The organism is Actinophytocola glycyrrhizae (assembly GCF_042653545.1).
In the GTDB taxonomy this organism is placed as follows: Bacteria; Actinomycetota; Actinomycetes; order Mycobacteriales; family Pseudonocardiaceae; genus Actinophytocola; species Actinophytocola glycyrrhizae.
On record NZ_JBHSIS010000006.1, the window covers coordinates 394,501 to 411,285 of the forward strand.

Sequence of the window (16,785 nt, forward strand, 5' to 3'; positions counted from 1 at the left end):
TGCCCCCTAGACTTCTCCCGTGCGGAGGACCTCGTTCGCCCGGTGGCCGTGTTCCATCGCGAGAACCATGGATCTGTTGGGGGATCAGTGGACGCTGCTCGTGCTGCGTGAGGCGTTCAACGGCGTCCGCAGGTTCGACCGGTTCCAGGCCGAGCTGGGCATCGCGAGGAACACGCTGACCGAGCGGCTGGACCGGCTGACCGGCGCCGGGCTGCTCGACCGCGTCCGGTACCAGGAGCGGCCCGCCAGGTACGAGTACCCGCTGACCGAGATGGGCCAGGACTTCTTCCCCGTGCTGGCGGCGATCATCCGCTGGGGCGACCACTGGCTCGCCGACCCCGGCGGCCCGCCGACGCTGCTGCGCCACCACGACTGCGGCGCGGCGACGAGCGCGGCGGTGAGCTGCGCGGAGTGCGGCGGCGCCATGTCCGCGGACAAGGTGACGATGGAACCGGGGCCTGCGACATGACGGACGTGGCGGTGGGTGTGGACATCGGCGGCACGTCGAGCCGGGCGCTCGCGGTGTCGGCCGACGGGCGGGTGGCCGGGCGTGGTTCGTCCGGCGGCGGCAACCCGAACTCGCACCCGCCCGCGCTGGCGGCCGGGCGGGTCGCGGCGGCGGTGGCGGACGCGGTGCCCTCCGGCGCGGTCGTGGCGGGGTGCATGCTGGGGCTGGCCGGGGAGAGCAAGTTCACCGACCCGGCCGTGGTGTCGGTGTTCGAGACCGCGCTGCGGCAGGCGGGCGTCGGGTGCCGGATCGACGTCGTGTCGGACGCGGAGGTGGCGTTCGCGTCGGCCACGTCGTCCCCGGAGGGCACCGTGCTGATCGGCGGCACCGGCTCGGTGGCGGCCCGGATCGTCCGGCGGCGCAAGGAGTCCTGGCGCGGCGGGTGGGGCTGGCTGCTGGGCGACGAGGGGTCGGCGTACTGGATCGGCAGGCAGGCGGTGCGCTCGACGCTCGCCGCGCTGCAGAGCACCGGGGCACTCGGTCCGCTGGCGCTGGCGGTGCTGGCGGAGGCGGTCGAGACGCCCTTCGCCGACGATCCGGCCGGGCGCAGGCTCGCGCTGAGCAGACTGATCACGGCCGTGAACGCCGACGCCCCGATCCGGCTGGCCCGGTTCGCGTCGCTGGTGAGCGGCCTCGCGGCGACCGACCGGGCGGCGGCGGAGATAGTGACGGACGCCGCCGGGTTGCTCGCCGACCAGGCACGGCTGACGCGCACCCCGGACGAGACGACGCCGGTGGTGCTGGCGGGCAGCGTGATCGGCCCGGCGAGCCCGGTGGGGGTGGCGCTGCGGGAACGCCTGTCCGGCGAGACGGAGGTGCTGTTCGCCCCGGACGGCGCGACGGGCGCGGCCTGGCTGGCCGCGTTGGCGGCGTGGGGACCGCAAGCGCCGCGACCGGTGGTGTGAGGCGGCCTCAGCCGCGCGGGTGACGCAGGCCCGGGTGGCCTTCCGGGAGTGACCTGCGCAGGACCACGGCGCTCGCGGCGAGTGTCGCCGCGACCAGGGGCCAGCTGAGCACCACCCGCGCCACGCCGAGTGCCACCACCCAGCCCGACCACCACAGCAGGCCGAACACCACGACCCGCACCGTGTACTGGCCAAGCACCCACACCCAGCTCGCGTTGCCGTACGCGCGCACCAGGTCGGGGTCCCGCCGCCACCGGGTCTTCTGCCCCAGCACGAGCCCGACCACCACGCCGAGCAGGGGCCACCGGACCAGGATGCTCAGTGCCCACGCCAGCGCGCTCGCCACGTTCGACAGCAACTGGATGAGGAAGAAGTCCTCCGCGCGCCCGGTCTGCAACGCGACGAACGCCGCCAGCGACACCGCCGCCACGCTCGCCACCGACGCCGTGACCCGTCGGCCTCTGACGAGGCGCCAGATGCCGACGGCCACACCGGCGGCGATCGCGGCCGCCGCGCCCCAGCCGATGGACCGGCCGCTCACCAGCCAGCCGACGACGAACACCGCGGGCGGGATGCTCGCGTCCAGCGCGCCCCCTCGGCCGCCCAGCAGTTCCCGCAGCGGCGGCTCGCGGGTCCCGGTCGGCTGGTCGGTCACGACGTCAAGACTGCCTCATCGCCATCCGGCAAGGCCACCCTAGCCTCAGTTGACAGCACGTTTTAGAATTACGTGACATCCAGCGGGAGCACGGAAATACTTATGGCCAACGTCGACAGATCGCACACCTGCCGCCAGTGCGGCCGGGAACTGCCGAAACAGCAAGGAAGGGGCCGCATCAAGCGGTACTGCGACGCCACCTGCCGCAGTGCCGCGCGCCGACACCGCGTCAAACCAGGCTTGACGGACGACGATCGTCAAGGATACGTTGACGGCGGGCTCGCGGCGGTGGCCGGAGCCCTGGCAAAGGCCCGCGACGCGGAGGACGCGTTGCGGCGCGCGGTCGACGCGGCACGGGCGCGAGGCCACACCTGGCAGGAGATCGGCGACGTGCTCGGCACCTCCCGGCAGGCGGCCTTCCAGCGTTTCGGCCGTCCGGTCGACCCGCGGACGGGAGAGGACATGGCACGGGACGCCGACCTGCTGCCCGGCGCGGCGGAGAAGGCGGTCGCCCTGCTCGCCGACCTGGCGGCGGGCCGGTGGGCAGCGGTCCGCCGCGACTTCGACGCACGGATGGCGGCGGAGCTGACCACGGAGAAGATCGTCGACGTGTGGGCGCAGGTCGTCGGGCTGATCGGCGCCTACGAGCGGATGGGTGAGCCGGTCGCGCTGCGGCTGGGCAACCACACCGTGGTCAACGTGCCGCTGCACTGCGAGGCCGGTCAGCTGACCGGCCGCGTGTCGTTCAACGACGACGGCACGGTCAGCGGTCTGTTCCTCCTCCCGGCCTGACCGACAGAACGGGGAGGAAACCGTGCGCAGGCTACTGATTGTTTTCGTGCTGCTCGCACTCGTCGCGCCGACGGCACCGGCGGCCGCCGACACGACGTCGGCGCAACGGCGGCTCGCGTGGCTGTTGGCGATCTCACAGCGCCTGCCGGCGACCGAGGCCGAACTGCGCGAGCACGTCGCCGCACCGATGCTCGACGCCATCGGCGGCGCCGACGGGTTCAACGAGACCGTCGCGAGCGTCGCCCCGCTGACCGCGTCCCGCACGATCGAGCGCACGGCGGCCGCGGTGACCGCGGTCGTCGACGAACGGCTCATCGTCGAGGTGCACACCGACACGGCCGGCCTCGTCGACGGGCTGTGGTTACGCCCGTACGCGCCGTCACCGGTCACGTGGTCCGAACTGGACAGCCGGCTCCGCGCGCTCGCGCCCCGGGTGTCGTACGCGGCTTCGTTGGTGGACAACGGATGCAGGCCGGTGCACGAGGTGGACGCGAACCGGAGCCACCCGCTCGGGTCCGCGTTCAAGCTCTACGTTCTCGGGGCGCTCGAGCAGAGGACCACCGACTGGAGCGCGAACCTGCCGATCCGCGAGGAGTGGAAGAGCCTGCCCTCCGGCGTGCTGCAGGACCGTCCGGCAGGCACGGCCGTCACCCTGCGGGAGCACGCCGACCTGATGATCTCCATCAGCGACAACACCGCCACCGACCACCTGGTCCACCACGTCGGCCGCGCCGCCGTGCTGGACCGGATGGCCGCGACCGGCAACCGGGACCCGAGGAACTTCCCGGTCCTCACCACCCGGGAACTGTTCGTGCTCAAGGGTTTCCGGTACCCGGGCCTCGCCGGGACGTACCTGTCGCTCCCCCGCGTGCTGCGCCCGGCGCTGCGGCCCGCGCTCGCCGCCGTGCCGCGCACCGCGATCCGGCCGTGGACCGAACCGAGGAACCTCGACGACATCGAGTGGTTCGGCTCCGCCGGCGACATGTGCCGCGCGCTCGCGGACCTCGACGCCATGGCGAGCCCGAGGGTCGAGCACGCGATGTCGATCGAGGACGGCGGCATCGGCCTCGACCGGGCGGAGTACCCGGAGGTCTGGTTCAAGGGCGGTTCCGAGCCGGGCCTGCTGGTGCTGAACCACCTGGCGCGCACGGCGGAGGGACGCACGGTCGTCGCGACCGTCATGCTGTCCGACCAGGACGGCGCGCTCGCCCCCGGGACCGCGGTCGAGGCGCTCGCGCTGGTACGCGGCGGCATCGAGTTGGCAACATCCTGATCACCTGCACGTCACGCTGCGCAGCCGGTCGTGAACACCGCAAACCAACGGTGGCGAAGGTTGGGAATCAGGCGGCATCCTGTCGGTTTGAAGATATAACGTAGGCGCGCACTAGGGAGGGGTGGTCGCCGTGCGGCGGGGATGGGGCAGCTGGGTTGCGCTGGGGGACAGCTTTACCGAGGGTTTGAGCGACGAGGCGCCGGACGGGAGCTACCGGGGCTGGGCCGACCGCCTGGCCGCCACCCTCGCCGAACGCACGCCCGGATTCCGCTACGCGAACCTGGCGGTGCGCGGGAAGATGCTCCGCGAGATCGTCGAGGAGCAGGTGCCGATCGCCGTCGAGGTGAAACCGGACCTGGTCACGCTCTGCGCGGGCGGCAACGACCTGATCGTGCCCGGCAGCGACGCCGACACGATCGCCGACCAGTTCGAGCAGGCCGTCGTGGATCTGCGGGCCGCGGGCTGCGAGGTCGTCATGTTCACCGGACCCGACCCGCGCGACCAGCCGGTGGTGCGGCGGGTGCGCCCCAAGGTCGCGATCTACAACGCGAACCTGCGCGCCATCGCCGACCGGCACGGCGCCCGGATCGTCGACCTGTGGGCCATGCCCCCGCTCGTGGACGTCCGCGCGTGGAGCGACGACCGGCTGCACTTCTCGCCGGAGGGCCACCGGCGGATCGCGCTGCGTGCGGCCGAGGTGCTCGACGTGCCCGTGACCGAGGACTGGCGTGAGCCGTGGCCACCGGTCGAGCCGACGCCGTGGCTGCGGTCGCGGCAGGCCGACCTCGCGTGGACCCGCACACACCTGCTGCCGTGGGTGCGCAGGCACCTGCGCGGCGAGTCCATGGGGGACGGGGTCATGCCCAAGCGCCCGGAGCTGTCGCCGCTGGCGACGGCGGCCAAGGCGAGCGAGAACGGTCACGCGGCACACGTGTGAGAACCCGAGCTGACCGGCCGGCACTGTCCCCCAACAGCGCCGGCCGGATCGCTTGGGCAGCACACCCCCACGTTGGTAGCGCCGCCCGAGTGCTCATGTCAGGCTCCGGGACGTCGAGCACTCGGCGCGGAGCCTGCCACTTGATCACCCGATACGACTAACTGTTCGCTAAACGCGGGCGGAACCTACACGACCAGACGGACCAGTCTGCTCAGCGCCGCGGGTCCGAGGGCCCGCGTACCCTCGGAGAACTCGGCCGCCAGCCGGGCGAGCGCGACGACGTCCTCGTCACCGTCCTTGTCACCGTCCGCCCCGGACTCGACCACCGCGAGCAGGTTGGCCCACTCCTGGTCGATCCAGTCGACGGCCTCCTCCGGGGTGGTCATCGGCGGGCCGTCGGCGTCGGTGAGCACCACGCCGTCGGGCCGCAGCAGCTCACGCGCGGTCCGTGCGCCCGCCAGGTAGTACCGCAGCAGCCGCCTGCCCGCCACCGCTCTGTCCACTTCGGACATCTCGGCCTCGGCGAGCGCCCAGGCGTGCAGCCGCACCAGGTCGTGCATGAGGAACACGTCGCGGCTGGTCTCGGTGACCACGAACGACGCGGCGAGCGCACGCAGCCTGCGCCTGCACTCGTCGACGTCGCCGCCGCACAGCGCGGCGACCGGGCGCGGGCCGATCCGCGTGCCGGGGAACAGCCCGAGGTGCCGGACGGTCTCGGCCAGCTCCGGGCGCAGGCTGCGGTAGGTGACGTCGAGCGCGGCCCGCACGCTCGTGTCCGCGTCCTCGGTGTCCAGCGCACCGAGCCGGGACCGCTCGTCGGCCAGCTCGGCCACCAGGTCCGCCACTGTCCACTGTGGATTTCCAGCGAGCCGGGCCGCCGCGATGCGCAGCGCGAGTGGCAGGTGCCCGCACAGCCGCGCGAGCTTGCGGCGCTGCTCCCGGTCCCTGCTGTGCGCCGGGGTGCCCGCCATGTGCTCGATGAGCCGCTCCGCCGCGTCGGTCGCGAGCGTGCCGAGCGGGAGCATCCGCGCGCCGGTCCGCGCGACCAGCCCGTCGAGCCGGATCCGGGACGTCACCAGCACGAACGACGACGACGCCGCGGGCAGGAGCGGGTGGATCTGCTCGGCGTCGCGGGCGTCGTCGAGCACCACCAGCACCCGCCGGTCCGCGAGGATCGACCGGTACAGCGCGGCCCGGTCGGCCAGCTCGAACGGCACGTCGTCGATGCCGACACCGAGCGCGAGCAGGAACTGGGTGAGCACGTCCGCCGCGCGCACGGGCGCGTGCTGCGGGTCGAAGCCACGCATGCTCGCGAACAGCTGACCGTCCGGGAACGCCTGCGCGACCCGGTGCGCCCACAGCACGGCGAGCGCGGTCTTGCCGACGCCCGCCTGCCCGGCCAGCACCCCGATGGCCGCGGTCTCGCCGGGCGGCAGGAGCGCGGTCAGCCAGGCGAGTTCCTCCTCGCGGCCCGCGAACCCGGACGGCGCCCTCGGCAGCTGCGCAGGCACGAGCACGCCGACCCTGGGGGTGATCACCGGTTCCGGCGACGGTTCCAGCAGGCGCGAGTCGTCCCGCAGCACGCGGGCGTGCAGCTCACGCAGCTGCGGGCCGGGGTCCATGCCCAGCTCCTCGGCGGCACGGTGCGCGAACCGCTGGTACACGTCGAGAGCGGTGGCCCGCCGGTTCGCCCGGTACAGGGCCAGCATGAGCTGCGCGACCAGCCGTTCGCGGAACGGCTGTGCGTCGATCAGCCGCGTCAGCTCGCCGATCAGCTCGCGGTGGCGGCCGAGCTCCAGCTGCGCGTCGTACAGCGCTTCGAGGATCGCGAGCCGCAGCTCGGTCAGCTCGGGGGCGGTGAGCCTGCCGCCGAGGTCGGCGAGCGCGGGCCCGCGCCACAGCGCGTTCGCGGCGCGCAGCAGCTCGGCCCGCCTGGCGGCGGGCTGTTCGCGGGCCATCGCGAGCAGCGACCGCGCCTGGGTGACGTCGATCAGAGACTCGTCGACGACGATCCGGTAGCCCGGCGACGTGGTCACGATCAGCGCGTTGACACCGGCTTCCGCGATCCGCTGCCGCAGGCGCGACACGTAGCCCTGCACCATGGTCCGCGCGCTCGCCGGTGGTTCGTGGGCCCACAGGACGTCCACGATCCGGTCCAGTGGCACGACCTGGTTGGGTTCGAGCAGCAGCATGGCGAGGACACCGCGCATGCCGGCACCGCCCAGCGGCACCGACTTCTCACCGACCACCAGCTGCACGGGCCCGAGCAGACAGAACCGCGCGGCCGGCGGATGCTCCGCTGCCATCGGACCACCCCCAGTTGTCCCCCGGCGCAGGATGCCTGGGGGCACAGCACCCGCACAAGGTACGACGCCTGGGTGACGAGTGGGATCTCCCCGTCTCACCCGTCACCCGGGCGGCCTAACCGGTCCACCGTCCCGACGAACGAAAGTGCCGGCCACGAACCAGCGAACGGGCGGCGGTCCGGTGGGTCAGCGGTGCAGCGGCGTGCCGTCCCGGTTGGCGATGAACGCGGGGCGGGGCTCGCCGCCCGCGAACGGCTCGCACAGCCGGTTCTCCACGCTGGAGAACACCACGTGGATGTTGGTCCTGGGGAACGGGGTGATGTTGTCGGCACTGCCCTGCATGAGGTTCGCGTCGAACATCAGCAGCGAGCCCTCCGCGTCGGTGAACCGCTCGATGCCGTACGCGTCGGCCAGCCTGGTCAGGTGTTCCTTGCCGGGCACGCCGCCGGAGCCGCGCGAGGTGGGGACGAACGTGCGGTGGCTGCCCGGCATGGCCATCAGCTCACCGGTCATCTCCTGCCCGGACAGCGGGATGGAGACCGACACCGCGCGCGGCGCGGGCATGCCGTCCTCGGCGTGCCAGGTCTCGAACGGCGAGTGCCAGTAGGCGCCCTTGCCGTGGAACCCCGGCAGGTACTCGATGCGGGACTGGTGCACGCACACGTCGGAGCCGAGCACCTGACGGGCCCGGTCCAGCACGCGCGGGTCGCAGACCAGCTCGGCGACCAGCTCGGACAGGGTGTGCACGTCGTAGATCGCGCTGACCTCGCCCGACTCGGTGCGGAGCGTCCGCGAGTCGTCGGCAAGCCCGGGGTCGGTCGCCAGCCTGGCCAGCTCGTCGCGGCAGGCGGCCACCTCGGCCTCGCTCAGGAGGTCGTGGTGGATCGAGAAGCCCTTGGCGTGGTGGGCTGCCACGGTGGCGCGGTCGATCGGACCAGCGCCGGTGAAGTCCCATACGCTGGGGTCTGTGCGGTCGATCAGATCCGGGTCGCCGTCGATCCTCGTGGGATACCTGTCGACGACCGCGGTGGCTGTGAGCGTCATGCGCTCTTCTCCTCCACGATCAGTGGGTAGACACCGTTCTCGTCGTGCACCTCACGCCCGGTCACCGGCGGGTTGAACACGCAGACGGTGCGCATCTCGGTCTTCGGGCGCAACTGGTGGTGGTCGTGCTTGTCGAGCAGGTAGAGGCTGCCGGGCCGCAGCTGGTGGATCTCACCGGTGCCCTTGTCCAGCAGCTCGCCCTCGCCCTCGACGACGAACACCGCCTCGATGTGGTTGGCGTACCAGAAGTCGTTGACCGTGCCCGCGTACAGCGTGGTCTCGTGCACGGAGAAGCCGACGCCCTCCTTCGCGAGCACGATCCGTTTGCTTCTCCAGTTCGGAGTCCTGATGTCCCGGTCGGTGTCGTCCAGGTCACCGACGTTCTTGACGATCATCTTCGTTCTCTCCCCCTTACGCGCACACCGCGTGCACGGCGTCGGACAACAGGTCGAGGCCCTTGGCGAGCTCGTCGTCGGTGATCGTGAGCGGCGGCATGGCCTTGGCCACCTCGCCGTCGGGGCCGGAGGTCTCCATCAGCAGCCCGCGCTCGAACGCCGCGCGGCAGACCTTGCCCGCCACGTCACCGGACTCGAACGCCAGCCCGCGGGCGAGGCCGCGGCCCTTCGCGTGCATCGGCGTGCCGGGGAACTGCTCGGCCAGCTCGGTCATGGTGCGGCCGATCTGCTCGCCCTTCGCGAGGGTGCTCTTCTCCAGCTTGTCGTCGGTCCAGTAGGTGCGCAGTGCCTCCGACGCGGCGATGAACGCGGGGCTGATGCCGCGGAACGTGCCGTTGTGCTCGCCGGGCTCCCACACGTCGAGGTCGGGCCGCATGAGCGTCAGCGCGAGCGGCAGCCCGAACGCGCCGATCGACTTCGAGAGGCACACGATGTCCGGGGTGATGCCCGCCGACTCGAAGCTGAAGAACGGGCCGGTGCGGCCGCAGCCCATCTGGACGTCGTCGACGATCAGCAGCATGTCGTGGCGCTTGCACAGGTCGGCGAGGCCACGCAGCCACTCGTCGCGGGCCGCGTTGATGCCGCCCTCGCCCTGCACGGTCTCCACGATCACCGCGGCGGGCTGGTTGAGGCCCGAGCCCGGGTCGTCGAGCAGCCGCTCGAACCACAGGAAGTCCTCGACCTGGCCGTCGAGGTAGTTGTCGTACGGCATCGGTGTGGCGTGGACAAGCGGGATGCCCGCGCCGCCGCGCTTCATGGAGTTGCCGGTGACCGAGAGGGCACCGAGCGTCATGCCGTGGAACGCGTTGGTGAAGTTGATGATCGACTCGCGGCCGGTCACCTTGCGGGCCAGCTTGAGCGCGGCCTCGACGGCGTTCGCACCGGCCGGGCCGGGGAACATGATCTTGTAGTCGAGCTCCCTCGGCTTCATCACCACGTCGGTGAAGGTCTCGAGGAACTCCCGCTTGGCGACGGTCTGCATGTCCAGCGCGTGGATCACGCCGTCGCGCTCGAGGTAGTCGATCACGGCCCTCTTGAGGATCGGGTTGTTGTGCCCGTAGTTCAGTGCGCCCGCGCCCGCGAAGAAGTCGAGGTACGCGTTGCCGTCCTCGTCGTGCAGGTACGCACCGGTGGCGCGGTCGAACACGACCGGCCAGCCGCGGCTGTAGCTCCGCACCTCGGATTCAACGGTCTCGAAAACGTTCACTGTGCTCCAAACCTGCTTCCCCGGATTTTTATCTTTTCGTGACATTTCTTATGCGGCACGCGCGTCCCGGAACGGCCCGATTCGGTACAACACTTCGGTTTCATGGTCGTCCGGGAACTCGCCCGCCGCGAACTCACCGGCCACGCTCATCTCGGCACCCCACCGGTCGGCGAGTGAGCGGAACAACGCGTTCGACGCGGCGTTGTCAGGTGTGATCGTGGTCTCCATACGACGCGCCCCTGTCTTGCGTACAAGCGCGTCGAGCAGGGCGGCAGCAGTGCCCTTGCCCCGTTGACCGGCGTCGACCGCGATCTGCCAGACCACAACGGTGTCCTGGGCCCGTGGACGCAGGTAGCCGATGACGAAGCCCACCACGTCGTCGCCGACCCGGGCCACCGCCGAGGTGTCCGCGAAATCGTGGCACCACAACAGATACGCGTAGGATGAGTTCAGATCGAGCTTTCCGGAATCACGTGCGATTCGCCAGATTGCCGCTCCGTCCTTTTTGGACGGACTGTCGATGACTCGTTCCGACATACTCATGGAACGTAACAGAGAATTTTCTTCGCTTCAGATGCACGAATGCAATACTGGTACCTCACCTGGGGAATCACGATTTTTACTGTGAGAAGCTACACGGTAACATTGCGATCTTGATGTTTAATCTGATATATAGGCCCTGGTGAGCAGCATCAGGATCTTCTTGGTCGACGACCACGAGATCGTCCGCCGCGGCGTAGCCGACCTGTTCGAGGACGAACCGGACCTGGAGATCGTCGGTGAGGCGGCCACGGTGGCCGATGCACTGCGCCGCATCCCGGACCACGACGTGGACGTTGCGGTGCTCGACGTACGCATGCCGGACGGCAACGGTGTCGAGCTGTGCCGGGACCTTCGCTCACAGTTACCGGACCTGCACTGCCTGATCCTGACATCCTACTCGGACGACGAGGCACTGCTGAACGCGATCATGGCGGGCGCGTCGGGTTTCGTGCTGAAGCAGGTGCTGGGCAACGACCTGATCAGCGCCGTGCGCAAGGTGGGCGCCGGCGAGTCCCTTCTGGACGCGAGGACCACCGAGACGCTGATGAAGCGCATCCGCCAGGGCGAGACCGACGGGCCCCTGGCCGGGCTGACCGACCAGGAACGGGCGGTGTTCGACCTGGTCGGCGAGGGCCTGACCAACCGGCAGATCGCCGCGCGCCTGTTCCTCGCGGAGAAGACGGTCAAGAACTACGTGTCCCACATCCTCGCGAAGCTCGGCATGCAACGCCGCACGCAGGCAGCCGTCCTGGCGGCGGAACTCAAGTCCCGCAAACCCGACCTGTGAGTGCTGGGGCGACCGCCGCCCTCACGCACCGGCCAGTGGCGCGCGCCACGTCAGCCGGGTCCCGCCCTCCGGGCCGGGCACGATCACGGCCATCCCGCCGCACTTTCCCGCCCGGCGCTCCACCCCGAGCAGCCCGCTCCGCGCGACCCCGGGTGGCACGCCGACCCCGTCGTCGACGACGTCGATGATGAGATCGGTCCCGGCCTCGACCGTCACCACGATCGAGGCCGCGTGCGAATGGCGGATGGCGTTGCTCACGGCCTCGCGGAGCACCGCGGTCGCGTGGACCGCGAGGGTCTCCTGGACCAGGGTGTCGACCGCGCCGGAGATGCGGACCGACGGGGTCAGCTCCGAGCCCGCCGACAGTTCCTCGACGATGTCGAGCATCCGGCGGCGCAGGCTGGCGGAACCGTCCGTGCCCGTCGTGTGGAGGTCGAAGATCGACGTGCGGATCTCGCGGACCGTCTCGTCCAGCTGCTCCACGGCACGGCTCACGCGCCTGCGCACGGACGGGTCGGTGATGCGGCGGACGGTGCCCTGCAGGCTCATGCCCGTCGCGAACAGGCGCTGGATCACGTGGTCGTGCAGGTCGCCCGCGATGCGGTCGCGGTCGGCGAGCACGTCGAGCTGCCGCTGCGCGCGGTGCTTCTCCGCCAGCTCCAGCGCGAACGCGGCCTGGTCGGCGAACGACGCCAGCAGCGGCACGTACTCGCGCGGGAACCGGACGCCGCCGGACGCGCGCATCGCCAGCAGCACGCCGGTCACGACGTTCCCCGCGCGCAGCGGCACCGCCACCGCGGGCCCGAACGGCAGCTCCCACGTCGGCGGCACGATGGCCGACAGGTCGGCGATCATCTCCGGGCCGTACATGACGAACATGCTCGCGACCAGCGGATCCTTCGCCGGCAGCGCGGTGCCGATCAGGTCGGGCCCGACCCCGCCCGCCGCGGCGCGCACCACGACCCTGGCGCCGTCGGACAACAGCAGCAGCGCGCAGTCCGCCGCCGACAGCTCGCGGGCACGGGACGCGATCAGATCGAGCGCGTCCTGGCTGGACCCGCCGCCGAGCAGGTGCGTGTTGACCTCCCGCGACGCCGCCATGAACCGCTCGCGCAGCAGGGACTCCTCGAACAGCCTGGCGTTCTCCACCGCGACGCCCGCCGCGGCGGCGAGGCCCTTGAGCACGATCTCGTCGTCCTGTGTGAACTCGCCGCGGTCGCCGCGCTTCTCGGTCAGGTACAGGTTGCCGAACACCTCGCCGCGCACCCGGATCGGCTCGCCGAGCACCCGGCGCGGCGGCTGGCCGGTGGGGTGCGGGTTCTCGATCACGAACGCGTGGCGGCGCTCGTCGTCGGCGCCGACGTACACGAACTCCGACAACAGCTCCTGCTGGTCCGGCCCGACGACACCGAGCGCGCCGTACCGGGCATCCACCAGTTCGACCGCGGTGCGCACGATACGGTTCAGCGTGCCCTCGAGCTCCAGTCCGGCCCCGACCGCGACCACCGCGTCGAGCAGGCCCTGGAGCCGGTCCCGCGACTTCGCGGTCTCGCTCAGCCGCGACTGGAGGCCGAACAGGCCGTCGATCCGGGACCCGTCCGGAGACGTCCGGTCAGGCTGGTGCGCGCGGGCGGATGAGCGCGCCTGCTCACCTGGCATGGCACCCCCGGCTGGTCCGTTGGTTCGGCAAACGGGCTATCGGTCGTATCCGACCGTTTGTTACTCACTGTATTTCTCGCCTCCTCCGCACGGGGTAGGCCACCTGGGGCAACCTACCCAGGACTGCCCTGGCGGGCCGGGTTCGGCCACCGGACCGACACTCACCGTGTCCACCAGGGACGATGCGTGGCGCTGGGCCCCGATCGCGGGACGGCAAACGGGCGCAGGCGGACAGAGGCAAAAGACTCTGCCGGGTTCAGGTGCTTGGGCTCTTGCGCCGGACGCCGCCCGCGCCAATGCTCACGCATTGGGACGGGCGCTGGGAGGTGTGTCGCGTGGGTGACTGTCCGCCACACCTTGCCGAGCTGAGCCGCGCGGAGTCGTTGCGGCTGCTGAGCGAGGCACCCTTCGGCCGGATCGTCTACACGGTCCGGGCACTGCCCGCGATCGTGCCCGTCCGGCACCGGGTCGAGGACGGCATGGTCATCGTGCGCAGCCACGTCGGCGGCGACTGCGCGGGCTCGGTCGTCGCGTTCCAGGCCGACGGCGCCGACGACCACGCGCCGGGGTGGAGCATCACGGTGACCGGGGTCGCCCGGCGGATCGTGGACACCGAGGAGATCGCGCACTTCGAGACGCTGATCACCCCGCTCGTCGACATGGGGAACGTCGAGGTCATCCGGATCTTCCCGGAGATCGTCACCGGCTACCGGCTCACGTCGGGCGACTAGACGGTTGATTCCGTGAAGATCATGTGAAGTGGCTTTGGCGTACGAACCCGTCATCAGGCACAACCCCCACACCCCCTGCGGTCGCCCGAGACGGGCTGGGCCGATGCTGTGAAGGTGCGTTCACGGCACAACAAGTGCCGTCAATGGGCCATTCAGGACGCCCAGCGCCCTGAACGCGCCTTTCAGGGCATTACCACGCCGTCAACGCGCCTTCACAGCCTGCCTGTCCGGCGAGGACAACCACCAACGCGAACCGGAACCAGGCAACGCACCCGATCCGACGCGACCAGCACACGACGACCGACCGCCCACTCACACCGACTTCACGGAATCGATCATCTAGTCCACCACGGCCTCGACGCTGCCGAGCCGCCCGACGCTCGCGACCAGCACGTCACCGGACCTGGCGTCGCCGATCGACGCGAGTGGTGCGGTCAGCACGATCTCGCCGGCCCGCAGCGGGCCGAGCGCGGCGACCGCCCCGGCCGGGTGCCCCTGCGCCGCGGCAGCCGCGGTCGCGGCCACCTCACCGCCGCGCTCCAGCACCACCCCGAGCAGCCGGAGGTCGACGGGCGGGACCGGCACCGGGCTGCCGAGCACGTGCGCGCCCCCGGCCACCAGCGCCGGGCACAGCGCCCTGGTCGCGGCGAGGACGTCGTGCACCGTCCCGCCGTCCACATCGGCCCCGAGGACGAACGCGATCGCCGCGGCCGCCGGGCCTTCCGTGAGCGTGCCGGGGGAGAACCGTGTCGCCTTCACGAGACCACCCGCACCGTCACCGCACCCAGTTCGTCGAACTCCGCCCGGAACACGTCGCCCGCGGCCATCGGCACCGCGGCGTGCAGCGCGCCGGTCATGATCAGGTGTCCCGGTTCCAGCCCGGCACCGACCTCGCCGAGCGTGTTGGCGAGCCACGCCACCACCAGCAGCGGGTCACCCAGCGCGGCCGCCCCGGCGCCGGTGTCGACGACGGAACCGTTGCGGGACAACACCATCCCGACCATCCGCGGGTCCACCTCGGACAGCGGGACGAGCCTGCCCGACGTGGCGACCGCACCGTTGGACGCGAGGTCGCCGATGGTGTCGGCGAGCCCGATCCGCCAGTCCTCGATGCGCGAGTCGACGATCTCCACGGCCGCCGCCACCCCGGCCACGGCCCGTGCCGCGTCGAGGACGCTCACACCCGGCCCGCGCAGCGGCGCGCCGAGCACGAACACGATCTCCGCCTCGATCTTGGGCTGGATGTACCGGCTCATCGGCACCGCTGCGCCGGAGGCGTACACCGTCGACGCCAGCACCGGGCCGTAGTCGGGCGAGTCCATGCCGATCAGCCGCTGCATGGGCCTGGACGTGAGGCCCACCTTGTGCCCGACGATCCGGTCGCCGTCGGCGAGCAGCAGCCGCACCAGCTCCTGCTGGACCGCGTACCCGTCGGCGGCGGTCAGACCGTCGCCGAAGGGCGGGATGGGGACCCGGCTTCTCCGTGCCTCGTAGAGCTGTCGTGCCGTGACGAGCGGGTCCATCTCACCTTCCCCGATCGGGCGAGTACCAGCCACACAGCCGCCGCACAGCCAGTCAGCCCGACCAGCGTGGTCCACTCGATCGGGTCACCGAACATCAACAGCGCCCACACCATCGTGGTGGGTGGCGTCAGGAAGAGCAACGTGCTGGCGCCGGTCGCGCCGAGCGCGCGGAGTGCGAGCAGGTAGCAGCCGTAGCCGCCGAACGTCGACAGCACGACCACCCACACCACCGCCCACCAGAACCCCGGCGTCATCGGCGGCGCGAGCCTGCCGGTGACCGCGGCGGCGGCCACGAACACCCCGCACGAGGTGAGGCAGTGGATGGTGAGCTGGTCGAACGGCGCGGTCTCCAGCGCCCACCGCCGCTCGAGCAGCGTGCCCACCGACAACGCGAGCATGCCGCCCGCCACCAGCAGGTAGCCGAGGACGTGCCCGCCGCCGTCGAGGTCACCGGCCACCACCACGGCGACCGCGGCGAGCCCGGTGACCAGGCCGAGCCACTGCCGGGGCCGCACCTGCTGCCCGAGCACCGGCCCCGCCAGGGCGCCGACGACCAGCGGCTGCATGACCGCGACCAGCGCGGCGATCCCGGCAGGCACACCGAGCCCGACGCCGGTCACCACCCCCGCGAGGTAGAGCGCCTGGCACAGCAGCCCGAGCAGCGCCTGCCGCCGCACCTCGAACCCGGTCAGCCGGGGCCGGCGGACCGCCATGGCCAGCGCGACCAGCACCGCGACCACGACATACCGCCAGGCCAGCAGGGTGTCGGCGGCCGCGTGGGCGGTGCCGAGCCGCGCGCCGACGAACCCACTGCTCCACATGACGACAAGGCCGACCGCTGCGGCCGCGGTGTGTCTCATGCCGACAGGTAAACATACAGGTCGGTATACTGTCAGTGTGCTTTCCCGACCGATGACACCAGCAGGCGAACGCCTCCTCGCCACCGCGAGCGAGCTGTTCTACGACCGCGGCATCCACGCGGTGGGCGTCGACCTCATCGCGGAGCGCGCCGGCACCACGAAGAAGACGCTGTACGACCGGTTCGGCTCCAAGGACAACCTGGTCGCGCTGTACCTGCGGACGCGGTTCGAGCGGTGGCAGGCGTTCGTCGACGAGCGGCTCGCGGCCGTCGAACCCGGGCCGGACCAGGTGCTGGCCGCGTTCGACGTGCTCGCGGAATGGCTCACCGTCAACACGTGCGGATGCGCGTTCGTCAACGCCAACGCGGAGATCGGCCGCACCGGCCACCCCGGCGTCGCGGTGATCCACGCCGAGAAGCAGTGGATGCGCGGGCGCTACGAGCAGTTGGTCCGCGACGCCGGCCTGCCCGCGGCGCTCGGCGCTTACCTGCACCTGCTGCACGAGGGCGCGATCGTGGCGCTGACCTCCGGCGCGCAGGAGGACGCGGTGGCGGTCGCGAGGTCAGCGGCGCGGGAGTTGCTCGCCACGGCAGGATGAAC

General features: G+C 71.4%; 18 protein-coding genes. 8 read left to right on the forward strand and 10 right to left on the reverse strand.

Features of this window, described 5'->3' with window-relative positions:
• The first annotated feature begins 19 nt into the window (after positions 1 to 19).
• Both ACFPCV_RS12585 and ACFPCV_RS12590 read left to right on the forward strand, forming a co-directional pair.
• The gene (locus ACFPCV_RS12585; RefSeq protein ID WP_378056289.1) at positions 20 to 469 is read left to right on the forward strand and encodes a winged helix-turn-helix transcriptional regulator; all 450 of its coding nucleotides are present in this window, start codon (positions 20 to 22) and stop codon (positions 467 to 469) included.
• Entirely contained in the window at positions 466 to 1,413 is a 948-nt protein-coding gene (locus ACFPCV_RS12590) for an N-acetylglucosamine kinase (RefSeq protein WP_378056290.1), read from the forward strand. The genes ACFPCV_RS12585 and ACFPCV_RS12590 overlap by 4 nt, the downstream gene beginning before the upstream one ends.
• A 7-nt stretch (positions 1,414 to 1,420) precedes the next feature.
• Here ACFPCV_RS12590 and ACFPCV_RS12595 read toward each other — a convergent pair whose 3' ends face one another.
• Complete coding sequence (locus ACFPCV_RS12595; protein WP_378056291.1) at positions 1,421 to 2,068, reverse strand: DUF3159 domain-containing protein; 648 nt, start codon at positions 2,066 to 2,068, stop codon at positions 1,421 to 1,423.
• Between the two features lie 288 nt (positions 2,069 to 2,356).
• On the opposite strand from ACFPCV_RS12595, the gene ACFPCV_RS12600 reads away from it, so the two are divergent.
• The 3 genes from ACFPCV_RS12600 to ACFPCV_RS12610 all read left to right on the forward strand — a co-directional run bounded on the left by ACFPCV_RS12600 (position 2,357) and on the right by ACFPCV_RS12610 (position 5,070).
• Entirely contained in the window at positions 2,357 to 2,860 is a 504-nt protein-coding gene (locus ACFPCV_RS12600; protein WP_378056292.1) for a DUF3887 domain-containing protein, read from the forward strand.
• Positions 2,861 to 2,882: 22 nt separating this feature from the next.
• Entirely contained in the window at positions 2,883 to 4,133 is a 1,251-nt protein-coding gene (locus ACFPCV_RS12605; RefSeq protein WP_378056293.1) for a serine hydrolase, read from the forward strand.
• A 130-nt stretch (positions 4,134 to 4,263) separates the two neighbouring features.
• Positions 4,264 to 5,070 (forward strand): SGNH/GDSL hydrolase family protein, encoded by an 807-nt coding sequence (locus tag ACFPCV_RS12610; RefSeq protein ID WP_378056923.1) that lies wholly within the window; start codon positions 4,264 to 4,266, stop codon positions 5,068 to 5,070.
• A gap of 185 nt (positions 5,071 to 5,255) precedes the next feature.
• Here ACFPCV_RS12610 and ACFPCV_RS12615 read toward each other — a convergent pair whose 3' ends face one another.
• The 5 genes from ACFPCV_RS12615 to ectA form a co-directional block, all read right to left on the reverse strand.
• Positions 5,256 to 7,376: an AfsR/SARP family transcriptional regulator gene (locus ACFPCV_RS12615; RefSeq protein WP_378056294.1), complete on the reverse strand. Its 2,121-nt coding sequence runs from the start codon at positions 7,374 to 7,376 to the stop codon at positions 5,256 to 5,258.
• A gap of 186 nt (positions 7,377 to 7,562) precedes the next feature.
• A complete protein-coding gene (locus ACFPCV_RS12620) occupies positions 7,563 to 8,420 on the reverse strand; it encodes a phytanoyl-CoA dioxygenase family protein (protein WP_378056295.1) in 858 nt (285 codons plus the stop codon).
• Positions 8,417 to 8,815 carry an ectoine synthase gene (locus tag ACFPCV_RS12625; protein WP_378056296.1) on the reverse strand — a complete coding sequence of 133 codons (399 nt, stop codon included), beginning with the start codon at positions 8,813 to 8,815 and terminating at the stop codon, positions 8,417 to 8,419. The genes ACFPCV_RS12620 and ACFPCV_RS12625 overlap by 4 nt, the downstream gene beginning before the upstream one ends.
• A 16-nt stretch (positions 8,816 to 8,831) precedes the next feature.
• Positions 8,832 to 10,082 carry a diaminobutyrate--2-oxoglutarate transaminase gene (ectB, locus tag ACFPCV_RS12630; RefSeq protein WP_378056297.1) on the reverse strand — a complete coding sequence of 417 codons (1,251 nt, stop codon included), beginning with the start codon at positions 10,080 to 10,082 and terminating at the stop codon, positions 8,832 to 8,834.
• A gap of 48 nt (positions 10,083 to 10,130) precedes the next feature.
• Complete coding sequence (gene ectA / locus ACFPCV_RS12635; RefSeq protein ID WP_378056298.1) at positions 10,131 to 10,619, reverse strand: diaminobutyrate acetyltransferase; 489 nt, start codon at positions 10,617 to 10,619, stop codon at positions 10,131 to 10,133.
• Between the two features lie 145 nt (positions 10,620 to 10,764).
• Between ectA and ACFPCV_RS12640 the strand changes: the two genes are divergently transcribed.
• Positions 10,765 to 11,412, forward strand: a complete 648-nt coding sequence (locus tag ACFPCV_RS12640) for a response regulator (protein WP_378056299.1) — start codon at positions 10,765 to 10,767, stop codon at positions 11,410 to 11,412.
• Between the two features lie 21 nt (positions 11,413 to 11,433).
• Here ACFPCV_RS12640 and ACFPCV_RS12645 read toward each other — a convergent pair whose 3' ends face one another.
• The gene (locus tag ACFPCV_RS12645) at positions 11,434 to 13,071 is read right to left on the reverse strand and encodes a sensor histidine kinase (protein WP_378056300.1); all 1,638 of its coding nucleotides are present in this window, start codon (positions 13,069 to 13,071) and stop codon (positions 11,434 to 11,436) included.
• 335 nt (positions 13,072 to 13,406) lie between these two features.
• Between ACFPCV_RS12645 and ACFPCV_RS12650 the strand changes: the two genes are divergently transcribed.
• Positions 13,407 to 13,802 (forward strand): pyridoxamine 5'-phosphate oxidase family protein, encoded by a 396-nt coding sequence (locus ACFPCV_RS12650; RefSeq protein ID WP_378056301.1) that lies wholly within the window; start codon positions 13,407 to 13,409, stop codon positions 13,800 to 13,802.
• 339 nt (positions 13,803 to 14,141) lie between these two features.
• Here ACFPCV_RS12650 and ACFPCV_RS12655 read toward each other — a convergent pair whose 3' ends face one another.
• From ACFPCV_RS12655 to ACFPCV_RS12665, 3 genes are read right to left on the reverse strand one after another with little or no spacing between them, the layout of a single operon-like run.
• Entirely contained in the window at positions 14,142 to 14,561 is a 420-nt protein-coding gene (locus ACFPCV_RS12655) for a hypothetical protein (protein ID WP_378056302.1), read from the reverse strand.
• A complete protein-coding gene (locus ACFPCV_RS12660) occupies positions 14,558 to 15,325 on the reverse strand; it encodes a 2-keto-4-pentenoate hydratase (RefSeq protein ID WP_378056303.1) in 768 nt (255 codons plus the stop codon). Before ACFPCV_RS12660 ends, ACFPCV_RS12655 begins: the two co-directional genes overlap by 4 nt.
• Positions 15,244 to 16,185: a DMT family transporter gene (locus tag ACFPCV_RS12665; protein WP_378056304.1), complete on the reverse strand. Its 942-nt coding sequence runs from the start codon at positions 16,183 to 16,185 to the stop codon at positions 15,244 to 15,246. Before ACFPCV_RS12665 ends, ACFPCV_RS12660 begins: the two co-directional genes overlap by 82 nt.
• Before the next feature lie 37 nt (positions 16,186 to 16,222).
• Between ACFPCV_RS12665 and ACFPCV_RS12670 the strand changes: the two genes are divergently transcribed.
• Complete coding sequence (locus ACFPCV_RS12670) at positions 16,223 to 16,783, forward strand: TetR/AcrR family transcriptional regulator (protein WP_378056305.1); 561 nt, start codon at positions 16,223 to 16,225, stop codon at positions 16,781 to 16,783.
• The last annotated feature ends 2 nt before the right edge of the window (positions 16,784 to 16,785 follow it).